Below are 17,831 nucleotides of genomic sequence, written 5' to 3'. Positions count from 1 at the left end.
CGGCGTCGTGAACCCGGTCACTCGCGCCGGGCGACCAGGCGGTAGGCGTTGGACAGGCCGAGAGGGTGGGACAGCGGCCGTAGCGCGAAGCGGTCGAGGAGGGTGGCCGTGAGCAGGGCGGGGACGCCCGCGAGGAGGAGGGCGGTGCGCAGGGCGCGGCGAAGGGCGCCGGGGGGTTCGGGCAGCCAGGGTGCGTCGTCGCGCGGGGCGAGGTGGTCGAGGGCCAGCCAGACGGCGGCGAGCAGGTCGACCGGGTCGTGCGGCTCGGCGTGCTGCTCGGCGACCACCGTGAAGCCGAGTTCGGTCAGCCGCCTGCGCAGGTTGGCGACGGGCATGAAGTGCAGGTGCTGCGGCTGGAGCCAGGGCAGCCACCAGCGGCCGAGGAGGCGGGCGTACCGGCTCTGCGGGTCCGGTACCTCGATCAGCAGGTGGCCTCCGGGCCGTACGACCTCGTGGGCGGCGCGGAGTTCACGGTCGGGGTCGGTGCTGTGCTCCAGGTAGTGGAACATGCTCACCACGTCGTAGCGGCCCGCGAGGTCGGGCGCGAGGTCGGGGAAGGCGCCGCGGTAGGCGTGCTCCACGCGGCCCTCGCGGGCGGCGAGTTCGACGCCGTCGGTGAAGTCGAGACCGTCGAAGGAGGTGCCGGGCAGGACGGTACGGGCGGCCTCGCAGAAGTGGCCGTGGCCGGTGCCGACGTCGAGCCAGTTCTTCGCGGTGGGGTCGTGCGGCGCCATCGCCTGCGCGCGGTCCCGGTACATCGCGGTGCGGCCGCCGAAGGTGCCGCTCATACGCTGTTCGCCCAGGCCGTCGTAGAAGTCGCGGTAGTAGAACTCCAGCCCCGCGTCGGTCAGTTGCGGGTTCTGGAAGAGGTGTCCGCAGTCCGTGCAGGCGTCGAGGGTGAAGTGGCCGGGCTTGTGCTGGAGCAGGTCGGTGGTGTGCAGGCGGGGCGTCAGGCGGCTCGACTCGCACCAGGGGCAGGTGGTGCGGCGGGGTGCGAAGAAGCGTTCCGTGCCGTCGGCGAGGTCGGCCTGGTAGGCGGGGCGCAGGGCGGCGATACGCTCGCTCTTGTCACTGTGGTCGCTCATCGGCTCTCCGTTGTCCCTCCGCTGCTTCCTACGGCCAGTCGTTCGAGGTGGGTGGCGGCCGCGCGGGCGCCGCCCGCCGCACGGAACGCCGTGCGGACGCGCATGGCGGCGGCCCGGTACGCGCGGTCCTGCAGGACGGTGTCGAGGGCCGCGCCGAGGCGGGGTGCGGTGACCCGGCCGAACCGGACCCGGACACCGGCGCCCGCGTCCACGACCTGGGCGGCCACCACGGGCTGGTCGTCGCGGATGGGCGCCACGACGAGCGGCACACCGTGCCAGAGCGCCTCGCACACCGTGTTGTGTCCGGCATGGCAGACGACCGCGTCCATCCGCTCCAGCAGCGGGAGTTGGGGCACGGACCGCAGGACCAGCACGTCCTTGTCGGCGGGGTCGGCGGGCAGGGTGGCGCCCGGATCCACCAGCACCGACTGCACCCGGTCGGCGCGTTCGCGCAGCGCGGTGCGGCACTCGGCAAGGAAGCGGCCCCCGGCGTCGGCGTTGGCGGTGCCCAGGGTCACCAGGACCTTCGCCCGGCCGGGGTCCAGCCGGTCCCAAGGGAAGCCGGGCCCGCCGGGGCGGTCGTCGAGGGACGGACCGACGTAGTGGATCCGCTGCCCCAACGGCGCCTGGGGGCCGATGAGTTCGGGCGTGCTGAAGACGAGCAGCAGATGAGGCGAGTAGCGCGGGTCGGCGGTGCCGGCCGGGTCGCCGATCCTGGCGCGCAGCTCGGCCAGGCGCTGCCGCAGCCACTCGGCGACCTTGGGCATGCCGTCGTAGGCGCCGGTGAACTCGGCCGAGGTGGTGGCGGAGGTCGCCCAGGGCAGGCCGAGCCGTTCGGCCACCAGGGCACCGGCGAAAGCCTGCTGGTCGGCGACGACCACGTCGGGGCGGAACCGCTCGACGGCCGTACGGACGCCCGCCGCCATCGCGTCGGCGAGCGGCACCAGATACCACTCCCACAGGAACTTAAGCGCCTCCGCACCCCGCAGGTCGGGCGGTCGTACGGCGCCGTCGGCACCCGGCACCGGGCCCGCGCAGGCGAACACCTCCGCGTCCTCGCCCGCGAGCCGGCGCACCAGCGCCGGGTCGGGGCACGCCCAGGCGACGCGGTGTCCGCGCGCGGCGAGCCGGGCGGCGACGCCGACGGCCGGGTTGACGTGCCCGACCAGGGGCGGGACGACGAACAGGAACCCGCTCACCGGACCCCCGCCCGCACGCCGCCGACGGAGTGGATCAGGTCCAGAATGTGCCCGCCGACGGCCGGGGCCGCCTCGACCAGCACCGAGTGCTCGTGCCCGGGCAGCACGACCGGCCGGAAGTCCGTGAGCAGCTCCTCCTGCAGCGGCACCAGGTCCACCAGGTCCGAGTCGCCGCCGTACACGCCGAGAACCGGGCAGCGTACGGCCCTGATCTGCTCCTCGGTCAGCACCCGGCTGGCGGGGATGTCCCGGCCGAGGGTGGTCTCGCGGGCGAGCCGGGCCGCGCCCTTGGCCAAACGGGCGGTGTTGTGACCGCGGTTCGCGGCGATCCAGGCGAGGGCGTCGGGCTCGTTGTGCGCGAGTTCGGTCAGCACCCGGCGCAGGATGCCGCCGAGTTTCTCCGCCCAGGCGGTGGTCGCGGGTTCGGACTCGATCAGGGTGAGGCTGGCCGTGCGGTCGGGGTGGCGGGCCGCGTGGCCGAAGGCGATGGTGCCGCCGTAGGAGTTGCCGACGAGGTGCACGGGCCCGGTGATCCCCAGCCGGTCGAGGAGTGCCTCCAGGTCGTCGATGTTGTGGTCGAGGGTGTACCCGTCCGGCGGGCGTTCGCTGCGGCCGTGTCCGCGCAGGTCGTACATGACGACGTCGAGGCCGGCCGCCGCGAAGGCGGGGGCGACGGTGAAGTAGTAGCTGGCCAGGCTGTCGGTGAGCAGCCCGTGCACGAGGACGACCGTGGCGTGCGGGGTACGGCCGTCGGCGGGCCCCGTCCGCTGGACGTGCAGGCGGATTCCGCCGGCGTCGATCATCGCCATGGCTCAGCCCGCCTCCGTGGTCTTCAGGCTCCACACCACGTACTCGACGAGCCGGCCCACGGTCAGCTCGATGATCTCGTCGAACTCCATGCCGGCCAGGAACTCGGCGAGGTTGACCCGCCGTCCGTACCGCTCCTCCAGCAGGCCCGCCAGGGTGACGAGGTCGATGCTCTCCAGTTCCAGGTCGCGGTTGAAGGTGGTGGACATGCCGATCACCACGTCGTCCTCGCCGTACTCCGCGAGGAGGGTGCGGAGCATGCCGGTGATGTCGGCGAGCACGGTGTCGGTGGTGGGCTGCGCCGGCACCGGCTGGGTGGGGTTCATCGGGGGTACTCCTCGGCTGCTTCGTCTTGTCGTCCGTCGCCTGGTCCGGCGTCTGGTCCGTCGCCGGACCCGGGTCCCGTCGTCCAGGCCACCACGTAGGCGCGTGGGGGCAGCGCCGGCGGATTGCTCACCTGCGCGCAGTGCACGGTGTAGGCGCGCTCCAGCCGCCCGGAGACCTCGACGCGGCTCCCGTCCGGGGCGGCCTCCCGCACGGCGAAGTCCCGGGGGCGGCCGCCGAATCCGACGCCCTCGGCCTTCGCCACGGCCTCCTTGGCGGCCCAGAAGCGGGTGAACCACAGGTCCTCGCCGTCGGGGCCGTCCGCGCAGAGCGTGCGCAGGAGCCGGAGTTCGTCCGTGCCGAGAGCGGTGGCGAGGGTCGCGGGGTCGCGCGCGGTGACCTCCTCGATGTCGATGCCGGGGCCCGGATGGGAGGTGTGCGGCCGTACGATCGCCACGCCCGCCTCGGCCCGGTGCGCGAGCGAGACGTCCAGCGGGGGCAGGGTGCGGCCGTGCACGCCGGTGACGTACGGACGGCCGAGTTCGTCGTTGTGCACGCGCAGCTCCGCCGGGAAGACGGGCCCTTCGCCGTGCTGCCACAGCCACTGCCGTACGGCGTCCTTGACCGCGATCCGGCCCAGCAGCCACTGTCTGCGGCCGCGCGGCGGGCGTTCGGCGTACTCCGCGCGCTCCGCACCGCCGAGCGAGTTGCGCATGATCAGCTCGCGCGAGGCGAGGTCGGGCCACCGCTCGTGCACCAGCGCCCAGCCTCCGGACCGGGCCTCGGAGAGGGTGTGGCGCTCGGGGAAGCGTTCCACGGGCCGGGTCTTCGGGTCGTTGTCGAAACGGCGGTCCTGCCAGCCGCTGAGCACGGCCCACACCTGCCCGCCGACGGTCAGCTCCGCGTCCGCCTCCAGGACGGTGTCGGTGAGCGAGGTGATCCGCAGCAGGCAGTCGACCCGCGTCCCGGGAGCCGGGTGGGGCCCGTGGAAGCGCATCTCCCGCATCTGCACCGGGAACACGACGGTCCGCTCGGTACGCGTCGCCATGATCCAGTAGCCGAGCAGCTGGCCGACGTTGTCGAGCAGGGCGCCGGGCGCCGCGGGGGTGGTGATCACTCCGCGGATGTGCCGGTCGCCGATCGCGGTCAACTCGGTGAGGCCCTGGAAGGCCGGGCCGTGGAACATCCAGCGGTCACGGTAGAGCTGCGCGGCGGAGTGCTCGGGGGCGTGTTCGGGGACGTCCGGGCGAGGGCCCGGCGGAGGCGGTGCGGGGTGGTGCGGGGCGAGTTCGACCACGGCACGGGCCGTGGGGCCGAAGGCGACGGCGACGCGGTCCGGGCGGCCGGGCTCGGGGGTGACGGTGACGGGCACGTCGACGGCGGGCGTGGCGGTGAGCCACCGGTCGAACCGGGCACCGTGCACGGCGACGGCGCGCAGACCGGGTGCCGCGTCCTGAGCCGCGTCCATCATGTGCCGGACGATCGTGGTGGCGGGGACCACCGGCCAACGGTCTTCCATGTCCGGCCAGTTGGGGCGTTGGGGGAAGAAGCAGTGGTCCAGGAGGTGGGGCATGGCGTGGGGGGAGACGTGGAGGGTTGTGGTGGTGGACGGGGTCGGGGTCGGGGTCGAGGTCGGGGCTGGGGTGCGGGGTGTGGCGGCCGGGGGTGCCGGGGCAGCGGCTTGGGCGGTGGCGCGGGATGCGGAAGTCGGGGATGGTGCGGAGGCGGTGGTCGCGGGGGCGGTGATCCTGCCTGGGCCCGGCGCGCTGTCGCTTCGGCGGCCGCTCGCCGCGATCAGCTCCGCCGCCGTGTCCGCGGTGTCCCGCAGCAGGGCGGTCAGCTCGGCGGCGGCCGGGAAGCGGGTGGCCAGCTCGTCGAGGCGGGGGGTACCGGGGCGGGGCGGCTGCGAGGGGTGCGCTGCCTGCCGGCTCGGCCGCAGCTCCGACCGCAGTGCGTCCAGGTCCGGCCCGGCCAGGGACACCAGGGCACCGTCCAGGTCGAGGCGGACGGCGGGGCGCGCGGGTGCCTCCGCGGACGCGTGGGGGCCGGATGCGACCACGGATGCCTGGGCTGTTGCCACGCGGCCCGCCGCCCCGCGCGCGGAAGCAGACGACAACGCCGCTGCCACGCGCGCCCCCGCCGTCCACAACGCCGTCGCCACGCGCCGAAGTTGGGCCATTCCGGAGCGATGAGGCGAGTTCGCGGCGACAGCCAGGTGGTCGCGGTCGCCGAGGGTGTCGTCGATGAGGGAGGCCAGTTGGCCGGGGCCGGTCTGGACGAAGGTGTGGTGGCCCGCCGCGTACAGGGACTCGATCAGTTCGCGGAAGCGGACGGGCTCCAGCAGGTGGCGTACGAACAGCTCGCGCACCGCCGTCTCGTCGGACGGGAAGGGCGCCGCGGTCGTCCCGGACCACACCGGCACGGTCGGCGGGTGGAGCCGGAAGCGCTCGGCGGCCTGCTCGATGGGGGTGAGATACGGCTGGAGCATCGGCGTGTGGAAGCCGGAGCGGAACGGCAGCACCTGGCACAGGACGCCCTGGGCGCGGAAGGACCGTACGAACTCCTGGACCGCCGCGTCCGGACCGCAGACCATCGACTGGCGGGGCGCGTTGTCGTGGGAGAGCACGATTCCGGAGCCGGACCAGGCCTGGGCAAGCGCCGTCCGGACACGGTCCGCCGAGGCGCCCACCGCGGCGAAGGCCAGGCCCGGCACGGTCACCGTGTCCGGGTCGAACTCGGCCATGAAGGCGTCCACTTGGGCGCCCGAGTAGAGTCCGGCGGCCGCCATGGCAGTCCACTCGCCGACGCTGTGCCCGGCGACCGCGTCCGGTACGACCCCGATGCGGCGCAGCGCGGTGTCCAGGAGCCGGCCCACGCCCACGACGCCGAAGCCGTGCCGTCCGACGTCGTCGACGCGTACGTCCGTGCCGATCGCGGTGAGCGGGGGCAGGCCGAAGTGGGCGGCGATGTCGTCCGCGCGGGGCGCGAAGTCGCCTTCCAGGCCGGGGAAGACGAAGGCCAGCTTGCCGGGCCCGAGCAGCGGGGTGGGCCGGAACCAGACGTCGCTGCGGCCCTGCCAGGCACGCCCCTTGCCGACCGCGCGGCGGGCCAGGGCGAGCCGCTTGGCGGTGGGGTCGACGATGCCGAGGCGGGCCGGACCCGCGTTCGGGTGCGGATGCGCGGGGTCGAGCCCCGAGGCGAGGACTGCCGAGTCTTCGGCGTCGAGGAGGGCGGCGAGCGCGCCGACGTCGTCGGCGGCCAGGAGGAGGACGCGTTCGGGCTCGGTGACGGTGCCCTGGTGCCGGGAGCGGGCGGGGGACGGAGCCCCGTCGGCCGCGAGAACGCGTGCGGCGTCCGGGCGCCGGGTGCGGGCGGGTGACCGTACGGGCGTGCCCGGCGCCTCCTCCAGCACCACGTGGGCGTTGATCCCGCCGAACCCGAAGGCGTTCACGGCGGCCCGCCGGACCGGTTGTTCCGGGCCGGTCTCCCACGGGCGCGCCCGGTCCAGGGTGCGGAAGCGGGTGGCCGCGAGGGCGGGGCGGGGATCGTCGCAGTGGAGGGTGGGCAGCAGGGTGCCGTGGTGCAGGGCGAGGGCGGCCTTGACCAGACCCGCCACTCCGGCGGCCGGCATGGTGTGGCCGATCATCGACTTCACCGAGCCGAGTACGGGCCGCTCGGCACCGTAAACCGTTCCCGGCCCGAACACCTCTTTCAGCGTGGTGAGTTCGGCGGCGTCACCGGCCGGGGTGGCGGTGCCGTGCGCCTCCAGCAGGCCGATCGAGTCGGGTGCGGCGGGGTCGAGTCCGGCCGCCCGCCAGGCCTGGCGCACGGCACGGGTCTGGCCGCCGGGGTCGGGCGAGACGAGCCCGGCGGTACGGCCGTCGCTGGCCACGCCCGTCCCGCGGATCACCGCGTACACGCGGTCGCCGTCGCGTTCGGCGTCCGCGAGCCGTTTGAGTACGACGACGCCGGTGCCCTCGCCGATGAGGATGCCGTCGGCGTCACGGTGGAAGGGGCGGATGCGCTGGGTCGGGGACAGGGCGCGGAGCTGGGAGAAGACGCTCCAGAGGGTGATGTCGTGGCAGTGGTGCACTCCCCCGGCCAGCATCATGTCGCAGCGGCCGGTGGTGAGTTCGGTGACGGCCTGGTCGACGGCGACCAGAGACGAGGCGCAGGCCGCGTCCACGGTGTAGGCGGGGCCGCGCAGGTCGAGCCGGTTGGCGATGCGGGAGGCGGCGAGGTTGGGGACCAGACCGATCGCGGACTCGGGGCTGTCCGGGCCGAGCCGTTCGGTGAACGCCTCCCGCACCCGGTCCAGTTGGGCGGACGACAGCTCGGGCAGTAACTCCCCGAGCGTGCGGACGAGTTGTCCGGCGGTGCGCACCCGCTGGTCGAGCCGGACCAGGCCGGGGGTGAGGTAGCCGCCGCGCCCCAGGGCCACCCCGATCCGGTCCCGCCCGGGCAGCCGGTCCGTGCCGCCCGCGTCGGCGAGCGCGGCGGCGGCCACGTCGAGGGCGATCAGCTGGTCGGGCTCGGTGCCCGGCACCGAGGCGGGCATGATGCCGTACCGGGTGACCTCGACCTCGGCCAGTCCGTCCACGAATCCGCCACGCCGGCAGTAGATCCGGTCGGCGACGGCGGGCTCCGCGGCCGAGCCGGGGCGGTAGTAGCCGGCGTCCCACCGGCCCTCGGGTACGTCGCCGATCGCGTCCACGCCGTCGCGCAGGTTGCGCCAGTAGGCGTCCAGCCCCGCGGCACCGGGCAGCAGAACCGCCATCCCGACCACGGCGACAGGAGTCTGAGGCTCCGTCATCTCACCAGCCCGAGGCGGTGTAGACGACGGCGCGGGCCGAGCGGTCGCCCCAGGCGAGTTCCCGGAGCAGGGCCGCGGTGCCCTCGTCCGGGTCGATCAGCTTCACCCCGCGGCGGGCGTACTCCCGGCCCAGTTCCTCGCCGACCATGCCGTTGTGGATGCCCGAGGGCGCCCAGGGGCCCCAGTGGACGGTGAGCGCACGGTGGCCGGTTCGCTCGGACCAGTCGGCGCCGAGGCGTTCCAGGGCGTCGTTGGCGGCGGCGTAGTCGGCCTGGCCGCGATTGCCGAGGACGGCGGCGATGCTGCCGAACAGCACCGTGAATCCCGGTCCGTCGGGCAGGTCCTCCAGCGCGCTGAGCAGGGCGGCGGCCCCGGCCGTCTTCGTGCCGTACACGCGCCGGAACGAGTCGGGGTCCTTCTCGGCGATCAGCCGGTCCTCGATGACCCCGGCGGCGAAGACGACTCCGTCGAGCCGGCCGTGTTCGGCGTGGATCTCCTTGACGGCCTGGAGCGCGGCGTCCTGCTCGCGGAAGTCGACCGAGCGGTAGCGGGCCTCGCTGCCGAGGGCGGCCAGTTCGGCGAGGGTGGCGGTGATCTCCCGCTGGGCCAGAACGAGTTCGGCGGCTCGGTTGACCTCCGCCGGCTTGAGCGAGCCGGTCCCGGCGAGAGCGGCACGCAGTGCGACGGCGGTGCGGGCGGCGGCGATCTCCGGAGTCTCGGGCGCAGTGGGCGCGGGAGTGCGGCCTACCAGCTCGATACGGCAGCGGCTCGCGGCGGCCAGCGCGGCGGCGAACCGCGCCGTGATGCCCCGGGCCCCGCCGACCAGCAGCACCACGGAATCCCGGTCCAGGCCGAGCGCGGCGGCCTCGGCGGCGCCGTCACCGGCGGGCCCCGCGCCGGTGCTGCCGAGCGGGCCCAGGGGCGCGGGCACCAGCTCGAACCCGTGCCGCTGCCCCGTGGCCGTACGCAGGACGACGGGGGCCGGGGCCGGCGCGAGCAGCTCGGCGAGCAGGGCGTCGGCGACGGCCGCGGGTGCGGTGTCGGGGACGGTGACGATCCGGGCGAGGGTGTCGGGGTACTCCCGGGCGACGGTACGGAAGAGACCGTGGAGACCGGCCGACCGGGTCGCCGCCTCGCCGTCGGCCGGCTGGACGGCCAGCAGGCTGCGGGGTGCGCGTGCCAGGGCCGCCTGCAGCACGGGGAAGGCGTCGGGCAGCACCGGGAGTTCCGGGCCCGGGAGCGCGCCCAGGTACAGGACGCCGTCGACTCTGCCATCGGCTCTGTCGTCGATCTCGCCGAAGGGGTGGGCCTGGTCGGCGGTCACCGCGTCGGCCCCGTGCGCACGGAGCCGTACCGCTACCTCGGCCGCCGCTCCCCCGCCGTCACCGAGGAGGAGGTACCGCCGGCCGGAGAGGGTGGCGGCGGGGTCGGCCGAGGGGTCCGGGAGCGGCACCGGGCGCAGCTCACAGCGCTTCGGGGTTTCGCCTAGGGGCGTGTGCTCGTGCGGGGCCGCGGGTCCCTGATCAGCCCCTGCTGGGAGTTCCAGGTCGACCTCCGCTCCCCCGCCGACCCGCGCCATCAACCAGGCCGTCACCGACGCCGCCGTACGCGCCTTCGCCAGTTCCTCCAGTTCCGCGTCGTCCAGGATCTCCGCCCCGCCCGCGATCCCCAGGCGTCTGGCGAGTTCGCCCGCTATCTCGGCCCGTTTGATCGAGTCGATGCTCAGATCCGCTTCCAGGTCGAGGTCGGGCTCGATCATGTCGACGGGGTAACCGGTGCGCTCGCTGATGATCTCCAGGACGACCCGCTCGACGTCATGCCCGGGCTCGACGGTCTGGGGCAACGATGGCTCAGCCGCTGGGAGTCGGGCGGGTTCCGGCAGCACGGCCTGTGGGAGCGGCGCAGGGGCGGCGGGTGCCGGCGGGGTCGCTCCGGGTGTCGCACCGAAGTAGGTGAGCAGCACATCGCGCTGGGCGGCGATCATCTCCCGGCTGGTGCGCAGGAATTCGGCGATCAGTGCGTCCTGGCCGGCCGGGGCGCCGTACTGCGGGTTCGTCGTCACAGTCGTCTCCACGACTCGTCGGGCCGGTGCCAGGGCACCGGGGAGGAGTGCGCCGTCGGCGGTGCGGACGAGGTGTCCGTCGACCGTCCAGCCGGGCCGCCGCGGCGCCGGCGTCCGCAGCGCGTCGACGGCGTCGCGGCCCCGCAGGAGCCAGGCTGTGCGCACCGGCAGCCCCGCCAGGGCCAGGTGGGCGAGGGCGTCGAGCCAGCCGGGCAGGCCGCTGTCGGCGCGGGGCTCGCAGGCGACGGCGCGATGCGGGCGGTCCCCGAGGATCTGGCCGACGAGCCGGGTGAGGACCGTGCCGGGGCCCGCCTCCACGAAGATCCGTGCTCCGGCCTCGTACATCGCCTCGATCTGGGCGGCGAAGGCGACCGGCGCGCCGATCTGTGCGGCGAGTTCGCCGCGTACGGCGTCACCGTCGTGCGGGTACGGGGCCGCGGTGCGGTTGGCCCAGACGGGGAACTCGGGGGCCCGTACCGTCTTGTCCGCGAGGACCTTGGCGAACCGCTCTCCGGCGGCGGCCACCACCGGACTGTGGAAGGCACAGGCGACCGGGATGCGGCGCGCCCCGAGCCCGGCTTCACGCAACAGGCCCACGGCGGTTTCGACTTCGGCCGTGGGACCCGAGATCACCGACTGCTCGGGCGAGTTGTGATTGGCGACGACGACCGACTCGGGCGCCCCCGCGGCGCGCAGCGCGCGTACGACGTCCTCGGCACCGGCTCCCACGGCGGCCATGGTGCCGGGTTCGTCGCCCGCGGCCGCCAGGATCGCGCTCGCGCGTTCGGCGCTCAGCTCCAGCAGGGTCTCCGGGTCGAGGGCTCCGGCCGCGCTCAGGGCGACCAGTTCGCCGTAGCTGTGCCCGGCCGCGAGGTCCGGTCGGATGCCCGCGGCGGTGAGGAAGGCGTGGGCGGCGAGGCCGGTGATGCCGAGCGCGGGCTGCGCGGCCCGGGTGTCGGTGAGGTCGGCCCGGCGGCGTTCGCGGGCGGCCTCGTCGAAGGCGGCGGGCGGGTACAGGGTGTCGGCGTGGGCGCGGCCGAGGTGCAGATAGTGGCGCAGCTCGGGCAGGGCGACCAGCAGGTCGGCGAGCATGCCGGGCCGCTGGCTGCCCTGGCCGGGGAAGAGGAAGGCGACCTTGGCCTCACCGTCGGCGGGGCTGCCGTCCGCCGGCTCGTGCTCCCCGGCGAGGATCCGTCTCAACTGCCCGATCAAGTCGTCGACATCACGAGCCACGACCGCTGCCCGCACCGGTTCGTGGGAGGTGTCCGCGCGCCGGGCGGCGGCGAGTGCGAGGTCGCGCAGGCGCCAGGGGCGGCCGTCGGACTCGGCGGCCCGCAGGATCTCCTCGACGTCCCGGTGGGCCGCCGCCGTGTCCTTCCCGCGGAACAGGAACAGCTCGGCGGGCCATGCGTCCAGGGTCTGCTGAGGCGGTACGGCACCGTCGTAGGCCCCCACCACCGCGTGGAAGTTGGTGCCGCCGAACCCGAACGCGCTGACCCCGGCGAGCCGTTCCGCGGCCGGGGCCGCCCAGGGCTGGGCGCGCGTGTGGAAGGCGAAGGGGCTGTCCTGCTCCGACCAGGCCGGGTTGGGCCGGTCCAGATGGAGCGTGGGCGGCTTGACACCGGTGTAGAGGGCGAGGGTGGTCTTGATCAGGCCGGCGAGTCCGGCGGCGCACTTGGTGTGCCCGATCTGCGACTTGACCGAGCCGAGTGCGCAGGTGCCGGTCGCGGCGCCCGCTTCGGCGAACACCTCGCCGAGTACGGCGAGTTCGGTACGGTCCCCGACGACCGTGCCGGTGCCGTGCGCCTCGACCAGGCCGACCTCGGCGGGTGAGACGCCGGCATTGCGGTAGGCGCGCAGCAGGGCGGCCCGCTGCCCTTCGGGGCGGGGTGCGGTCAGGCCGAGGGAGCGGCCGTCGCTGGCGGAGCCGAGGCCCTTGATCACGCCGTAGACGCGGTCGCCGTCGCGCTCGGCGTCCGCGAGCCGCTTGAGGACCACGCAGGCCACGCCCTCGCCGAGGGCGATGCCGTCGGCGGAGCCGTCGAAGGCGCGGGAGCGGCCGGTCGGCGAGAGGGCGTGCACCGAGGAGAACAGGACGAAGTCGTTGATGCCGTTGTGCAGGTCGGCCCCGCCGCACAGCACGACGTCGCTGCTGCCGGAGACGAGTTCCTTGCAGGCCACGTCGAGTGCGGCGAGGGAGGAGGCGCAGGCCGCGTCGACGGTGTAGTTGGCGCCGCCGAGGTCCAGCCGGTTGGCGATGCGGCCGGAGATGACGTTGGCGAGCATGCCGGGGAAGGAGTCCTCGGTCAGCCGGGGCAGCTGCTCCTCCAGACCGTCGGGGACCTTGCCGTAGTACGACGGGAGGACGGCGCGCAGGGTGGCCGCGTTGGACAGGTCGCTGCCCGCCTCGGCACCGAAGACGACGGAGGTGCGCGAGCGGTCGAACTCCCGGCCCCGGTCGCCGTAACCGGCGTCCTCCAGGGCGCGCCGGGCCGCCTCCAGGGACAGCAGCTGGACCGGCTCGACGCTGCCGAGGGAGGCCGGCGGGATGCCGTAGCGCAGCGGGTCGAAGGGGATGCGGGGCAGGAAGCCGCCCCACTTGGACGCCGTGCTGCCGGCCTCGTGGTGCACGGCCGGGTCCCACCGGTCGGCCGGGACCTCGGTGACGGCGTCGTGTCCGGCGACCACGTTGGCCCAGAAGGTGGCGAGGTCGGGGGCCTGCGGGAACATGCAGGCCATGCCGACCACGGCGACGTCGAGCGGGGCGGGCGGCTCCGGTTCAGGGGCCTGCGAGGCGATCGGCCGCCTGGCCCGGGCGATAAGGAGGTCGGCGGCGCCGTCGGTCACCGCGCGATGCAGCTCCGCGACGGTGGTGGTCGCCGAGCGCAGCACGGCCACGTCGCCGGCCATGAACATCCCGTCATTGAGCTGCCGTTCCTCGCCCACTCCGGTCAACTCGCCCTGGGCCGACCGCTCGACGCCCTTGCTCGCGATGCGCAGCCGTCCGACGTTGAGCCGCTCCAGCGCCTCCCACACCTCACGGTCGGGCAGGCCGGACGCGCGTAACCCGGCTTCGCGGGCGCGGTAGTCGGCGGTGAACGGGCTGGGCACGCAGCGGGTGGCGTGGCCGGGTGCGGTCTCCAGCAGGGCGGTCGTGGTGGCGGTCAGGACCTGCCGCTGGAAGAGCGGCTGGATCGCGCCGTGCGCCACGGCCTCCTCGGTGAACAGGTAGGCGGTGCCCATGAGGACACCGACGGCGGCGCCCCGGGCGGCGAGGGGTGCGGCCAGGGCGGCGACCATCGCCGCGGACCGCTCGTCGTGGATCCCGCCCGCGAAGAACACCTCCAGCTGCCGCGCGGCTTCGGTATCGGCTTCCTCGTCCAGGAAGTCTTCCAGTACGGCGAGTTGGGCCTCCCACAGCGGAAAGGAGGCGCGCGGTCCCACGTGCCCGCCGCACTCGGACCCCTCGAACACGAACCGGCGCGCCCCGGCCTGCAGGAACTGGCGCAGCAACCCCGGCGAGGGCACATGCAGGAAGGTCCGGATCCCGGCCCGCTCCAGCGCCTCGGCCTGGGCGGGCCGTCCGCCCGCGATGATCGCGTGCGTGGGGCGCAGTTCCCGTACGGCCTCCAGCTGCGCGTTCCTGACGTCCTCGGGCGCGAAGCCGAGCACACCCACACCCCAGGGCCGCCCGTCGAGCACGGCACGCGCCTCGGTCAGCATCGCCCGCGTCCGCTCACCGTCGGCGAGCGCCAGCGCCAGAAAGGGCAACGCACCGTCCGCGGCGACGGCGGCCGCGAACGCCGCCTGATCACTGACCCGCGTCATGGGCCCTTGCGCGACGGGGAGCCGGGTACCGAGCGCGTGGCTCATGGGGGAGCCGGGGCGGAGAGCACGGGCGGGGCCGTGGTCGAGCGGATCGGTCGAGCCGGAGCCGAGCGAGGCGGCCGGGCCAGTGCCGGGCGGGGCAGCCTCGGCCACAACCTCCCGTATCGCCGCCCTGACCTCACGCACCGTCCGCCGCACATCCCCCCACCGCTCGGCGAACCGCGCCGCGAGGAAGCCGTCCTGGCCGACCGGCAGGAGTTGGCGGCGCAGGTCCTGTGCGCCGAGCAGGGAAGCGACCACGTCCGCGTCGTCCGGTGGTGGTGGCGGGGCGTCCGGGCCGCGCCGGCGCAGTACCCGGTGCCCGGCGACGAGCACGGTCTCGGAACCGTCCAGGGAGCGCACCGCGGCCCGCACCGCCTCCGGCAGCCGTGACTCGGCCAGCAGGGCCAGTTGGCTGTCCAGGACGACACCGGCCGCCCCGCCGGCCACCGCGGCCGCCGCCGTACGGGGCCCGATGCCTCCACAGGCCCAGACGGGAACCTCCAACCCACCTTCGGACAGGAGCAGTTGGAGCAAGACGAACGTGCTCAGCCCGCCCACCCGGCCACCGCTCTCGGCACCCCGCGCGATCAGCCCGTGGACCCCCGCGCGCACCGCCGCCCGCGCCTGCGCCAGATCCGTGACCTCCGCCAACACCCGGTACTGTGCGGCCACTTCACCCACGTCCCAGGGTGCGTCCGGGGCGAGGACCACGGTGTCGGGGGCGCCGGCCAGTGCGCCGGGGTCCAGTGCGCAGCGCCCGGTCACCCGTACGCCGAACGGCCCCGGCGCCGCTCTGCTCAGCCGGGTCAGCTCCTCGCGGGATCGCCGGTCGCCGTCGCCGAGGTCGAGGATGCCGAGCGCACCGGCGCCGCAGGCGGCCGCGGCCGGCCCGGCGTCGGGTTCTCCGAAGGGGGTGAGACACAGGATCAGGTCTTGGGCGCGCACGGGGGAGGTCATGATGCTCCGAAGAATCGGCAAGACAGCACGGTGGGGGGTGTGCGGCAGGACACTCTGGTGCGAGGCCACCGGAACCTAGCGAGGTGCTTACTGGCGGGTCAATAACGCCGCGTCCTTTTCACGGGCAGTGGCATCGATTCGGCCAGCCCGCCGAATTCCCCCGCAAGCGCCGGAAATCCGAGCAATCCCCTTCCGCCCCACGACCGCACGGCCGTACCGGCCCTCTCGGCACACCCCCACAAGCCCGTCAAACCACCGGGCATATTCACCGCGGACTCACCGGGGACTCACCCCGGAGCAACATCGCGGGACACGGGTTCGGTTTCTGTAAATTCCGCATGACGTCCGCGCGGTGGCTCGATCCCGGCACGCACCCGCGCCGAACGGGGAGACGACCGTTCGCGCCCGCGCCGTACGGTGAGATGGCCGTTCGCACCCGAGCCGGACGGCGTGATGGCCGGTGGACGGCGGGCGGGGGCCACCGCGTCTCCGCGGTGGCCCCCGGGTGTCAGCCGAGCAGTGAGCCGACAGCCGCCGGTACGGAGGCGACGGTGCCCGCGATCGGGGAGACGACCTCACTCACCGGGCCCTCGGGAGGGGCGGACTCCGCCGCGCCGGGATCCTCGTGGGCGCCGACCTGGGCGATCCGGGTCTCGTACTCCGACCCGGTCGGCCGACTCCCGTGCCCCTGTCCGGACCCCTGCCCCTGCTTCTTGTTCGGGGTGCCCTTGTCCGACCGCCCGGGCGGCGGCTGCTCGGCGGCCCCCTCCGAGGATTCGGGCCGCCCGGGGTCCGGCACGTCCGGCCCATCCGGCAGGGCGCCCCGCCCCGGTCGCACACCCACCCCCGCCTCCAGAACCCACCGCTGCCCCCTGGAGCCGTCACGCGCCGCGACCACCACCCGCGTCGAGGAGTCCCCCGGTCCCGGCGCGAGGGCGAGGCCCTTGGGGCTGCGCAGCAGGAGTTCGCCCCGGACCGTGAGGTCGTACGACACCTCCCCGGCGTGCACGACACAGCCGGACACCACGACGCCCCGCGTCCCCGGGTCGGCGGCCAGGCACAGCGTGGGATCGGCGGCGCTCCGCAGCAGTCCGTCGTCCTGGTACGACCACTGCTGCGATCCGGCGGACGAACACCCCGCCAGCACAGCACCCGCGCCCGCCTCGGCCCTCCCCCCACCGGCGTCCAGACAGAGCCCGGAGACGAGGCTGCGCAGCCTGCCGTGGGCGACCTCGACGGGATCGCCGACCGAGGCGGCGGACGGGGAGGCCGCGGGAGGCCGCTCGCTGTCGGCGCCGGGGCGGGCGGAACTGCCCACCGGGGCACCCCAGGTGGCCCCGGGCCCCGGGACACCGTTGTCATCGGACCAGCCCTTGGCCACGAGCACGGTGGCGAGCAGCGCGAGCGAGGTGAGGCCGACGCCCACCGCCAGGGCCGTACGACGCCTGCCCTCGGGCATCGTGCGGTGCCGGCCCCCCGGCGCGGGGCCTGCGACGTGGGGCGCGGGCGACTCCTCCAGGGCGCCGCGGCCGGGCCGGGAGTCGAGATAGCGGCGCGCTCCCCAGCCGAGCACGGTCTCGGCGAGCAGGACTTCCAGGCCGCCCTCGAAATGGCTGAGCTGTTCGGCGGCGTGCCGGCAGTGGCGGCACGCCGCCAGATGCTCCTGAACATCCGGCAGCAGGGAGCCGCCACGGCGAATGGGGACGTCCAGGAGGCGGTTGTAGAAGCGGCATTCCCTGGAGGGTGCGAGTTCCCGGTGGGCGCGTACGCAGCCCGCCCGGAATTGCTCGCGTGCCTGCTCAAGGGCGGTCGCGGCGGTGGGCGCGTCCACGCCCGACAGACCGGCGGGTATGTTTATGGGCTCCGCCTCGACCTCGGTATGCCACAGAAGGCATTGGGAGGCGCCGGGCAGGGCCTGGAATGCGCGTTCGGCGAGTTGCCGCCTTTCGGGCGTGCCGGGCATCGTCGCGCGTAGACCACGACCACCGGTGGGTTTGCGCAATTCCGGCATGACCACGCAGGCGCTCTCGTCGGCGGCCCAGGCGCGGACGGTCTCCCGGACGGCCACCAGCAGCTGCGGGCGCAGGGCGCCGCCGACCGCCCCGCCCGTCAGCCGGCCGAGTACCTGCTGGAAGGCGGCGGTGGCCACCAGCTGTGCCGTGGGCCCGGCAGCGGCCAGGCAGACGATCGCGTAGTCACGGGTGGCCCGCCAGTGCCGGGCCAGCAGCAGGGCGACAGCGTGATGGCGGCCGTCACCGGGGTCGCCCAGCCGGGCGACGAGATCACGGTCGGACTCTCCCGGCAGCGAACCGGGGCGGGGCGGGAACGGCGGGCGTGGGGGGTAGGGGGACTGCACGGAACACCATTTCCTTTCCAGCCGCAGGGCGGCATCCGAAATGGCGCCCCGTCGGAAAGCAGTGCCTGATTGGTGCATGCCTGATTGGTGCATACCTGAGGGGCCCGGCCTTGCCGTTCGGTTCCGGCCTTTGCCCCCTCACAGGAAGGCTCACCTTCGCACACGCGCCTCACAGGAAACAAGAAGTTCGAATGCCTGGGCGTCAAAGTCAGGGAAATACACAACAGTTACCGGCGGTATCCACACGCCTCTAACAAGGCAAGCGGTTGCCTGACACCCAACTTGTGTGCAGGGAAAGCCGGATGGCACACGAAATCTCCAACTTCCCGCCCGCCGACCTCTCGGCGGACACCCACAG

At 74.4% G+C, this 17,831-nt stretch carries 7 protein-coding genes; all 7 read right to left on the bottom strand.

The features are described from left to right. Window positions 1–17 precede the first annotated feature (17 nt). Window positions 18–1,085 (bottom strand): class I SAM-dependent methyltransferase, encoded by a 1,068-nt coding sequence (locus tag BEK98_RS28725; RefSeq protein WP_208643260.1) that lies wholly within the window; start codon window positions 1,083–1,085, stop codon window positions 18–20. Next, the gene (locus BEK98_RS28720; protein WP_094219585.1) at window positions 1,082–2,284 is read right to left on the bottom strand and encodes a glycosyltransferase; all 1,203 of its coding nucleotides are present in this window, start codon (window positions 2,282–2,284) and stop codon (window positions 1,082–1,084) included. The genes BEK98_RS28725 and BEK98_RS28720 overlap by 4 nt, the downstream gene beginning before the upstream one ends. Continuing rightward, the gene (locus tag BEK98_RS28715; RefSeq protein WP_094219584.1) at window positions 2,281–3,093 is read right to left on the bottom strand and encodes an alpha/beta fold hydrolase; all 813 of its coding nucleotides are present in this window, start codon (window positions 3,091–3,093) and stop codon (window positions 2,281–2,283) included. Before BEK98_RS28715 ends, BEK98_RS28720 begins: the two co-directional genes overlap by 4 nt. A gap of 3 nt (window positions 3,094–3,096) precedes the next feature. Next, window positions 3,097–3,417: an acyl carrier protein gene (locus tag BEK98_RS28710; protein WP_094219583.1), complete on the bottom strand. Its 321-nt coding sequence runs from the start codon at window positions 3,415–3,417 to the stop codon at window positions 3,097–3,099. After that, window positions 3,414–8,228, bottom strand: coding sequence for a type I polyketide synthase (locus BEK98_RS28705; RefSeq protein WP_094219582.1), 4,815 nt, complete (start codon window positions 8,226–8,228; stop codon window positions 3,414–3,416). Before BEK98_RS28705 ends, BEK98_RS28710 begins: the two co-directional genes overlap by 4 nt. 1 nt (window position 8,229) lies before the next feature. Next, window positions 8,230–15,117: a type I polyketide synthase gene (locus BEK98_RS28700; RefSeq protein ID WP_094219581.1), complete on the bottom strand. Its 6,888-nt coding sequence runs from the start codon at window positions 15,115–15,117 to the stop codon at window positions 8,230–8,232. Window positions 15,118–15,625: 508 nt separating this feature from the next. Beyond that, window positions 15,626–17,473, bottom strand: a complete 1,848-nt coding sequence (locus BEK98_RS28695; protein ID WP_244202040.1) for an RICIN domain-containing protein — start codon at window positions 17,471–17,473, stop codon at window positions 15,626–15,628. Window positions 17,474–17,831 lie beyond the last annotated feature (358 nt).

Origin of the sequence: Streptomyces diastatochromogenes (genome assembly GCF_002242805.1) — a bacterium.
In the GTDB taxonomy this organism is placed as follows: Bacteria; Actinomycetota; Actinomycetes; order Streptomycetales; family Streptomycetaceae; genus Streptomyces; species Streptomyces diastatochromogenes.
Note: the sequence above shows the minus strand (reverse complement) of the source record. Positions and strands in the feature narration are given on the sequence as shown.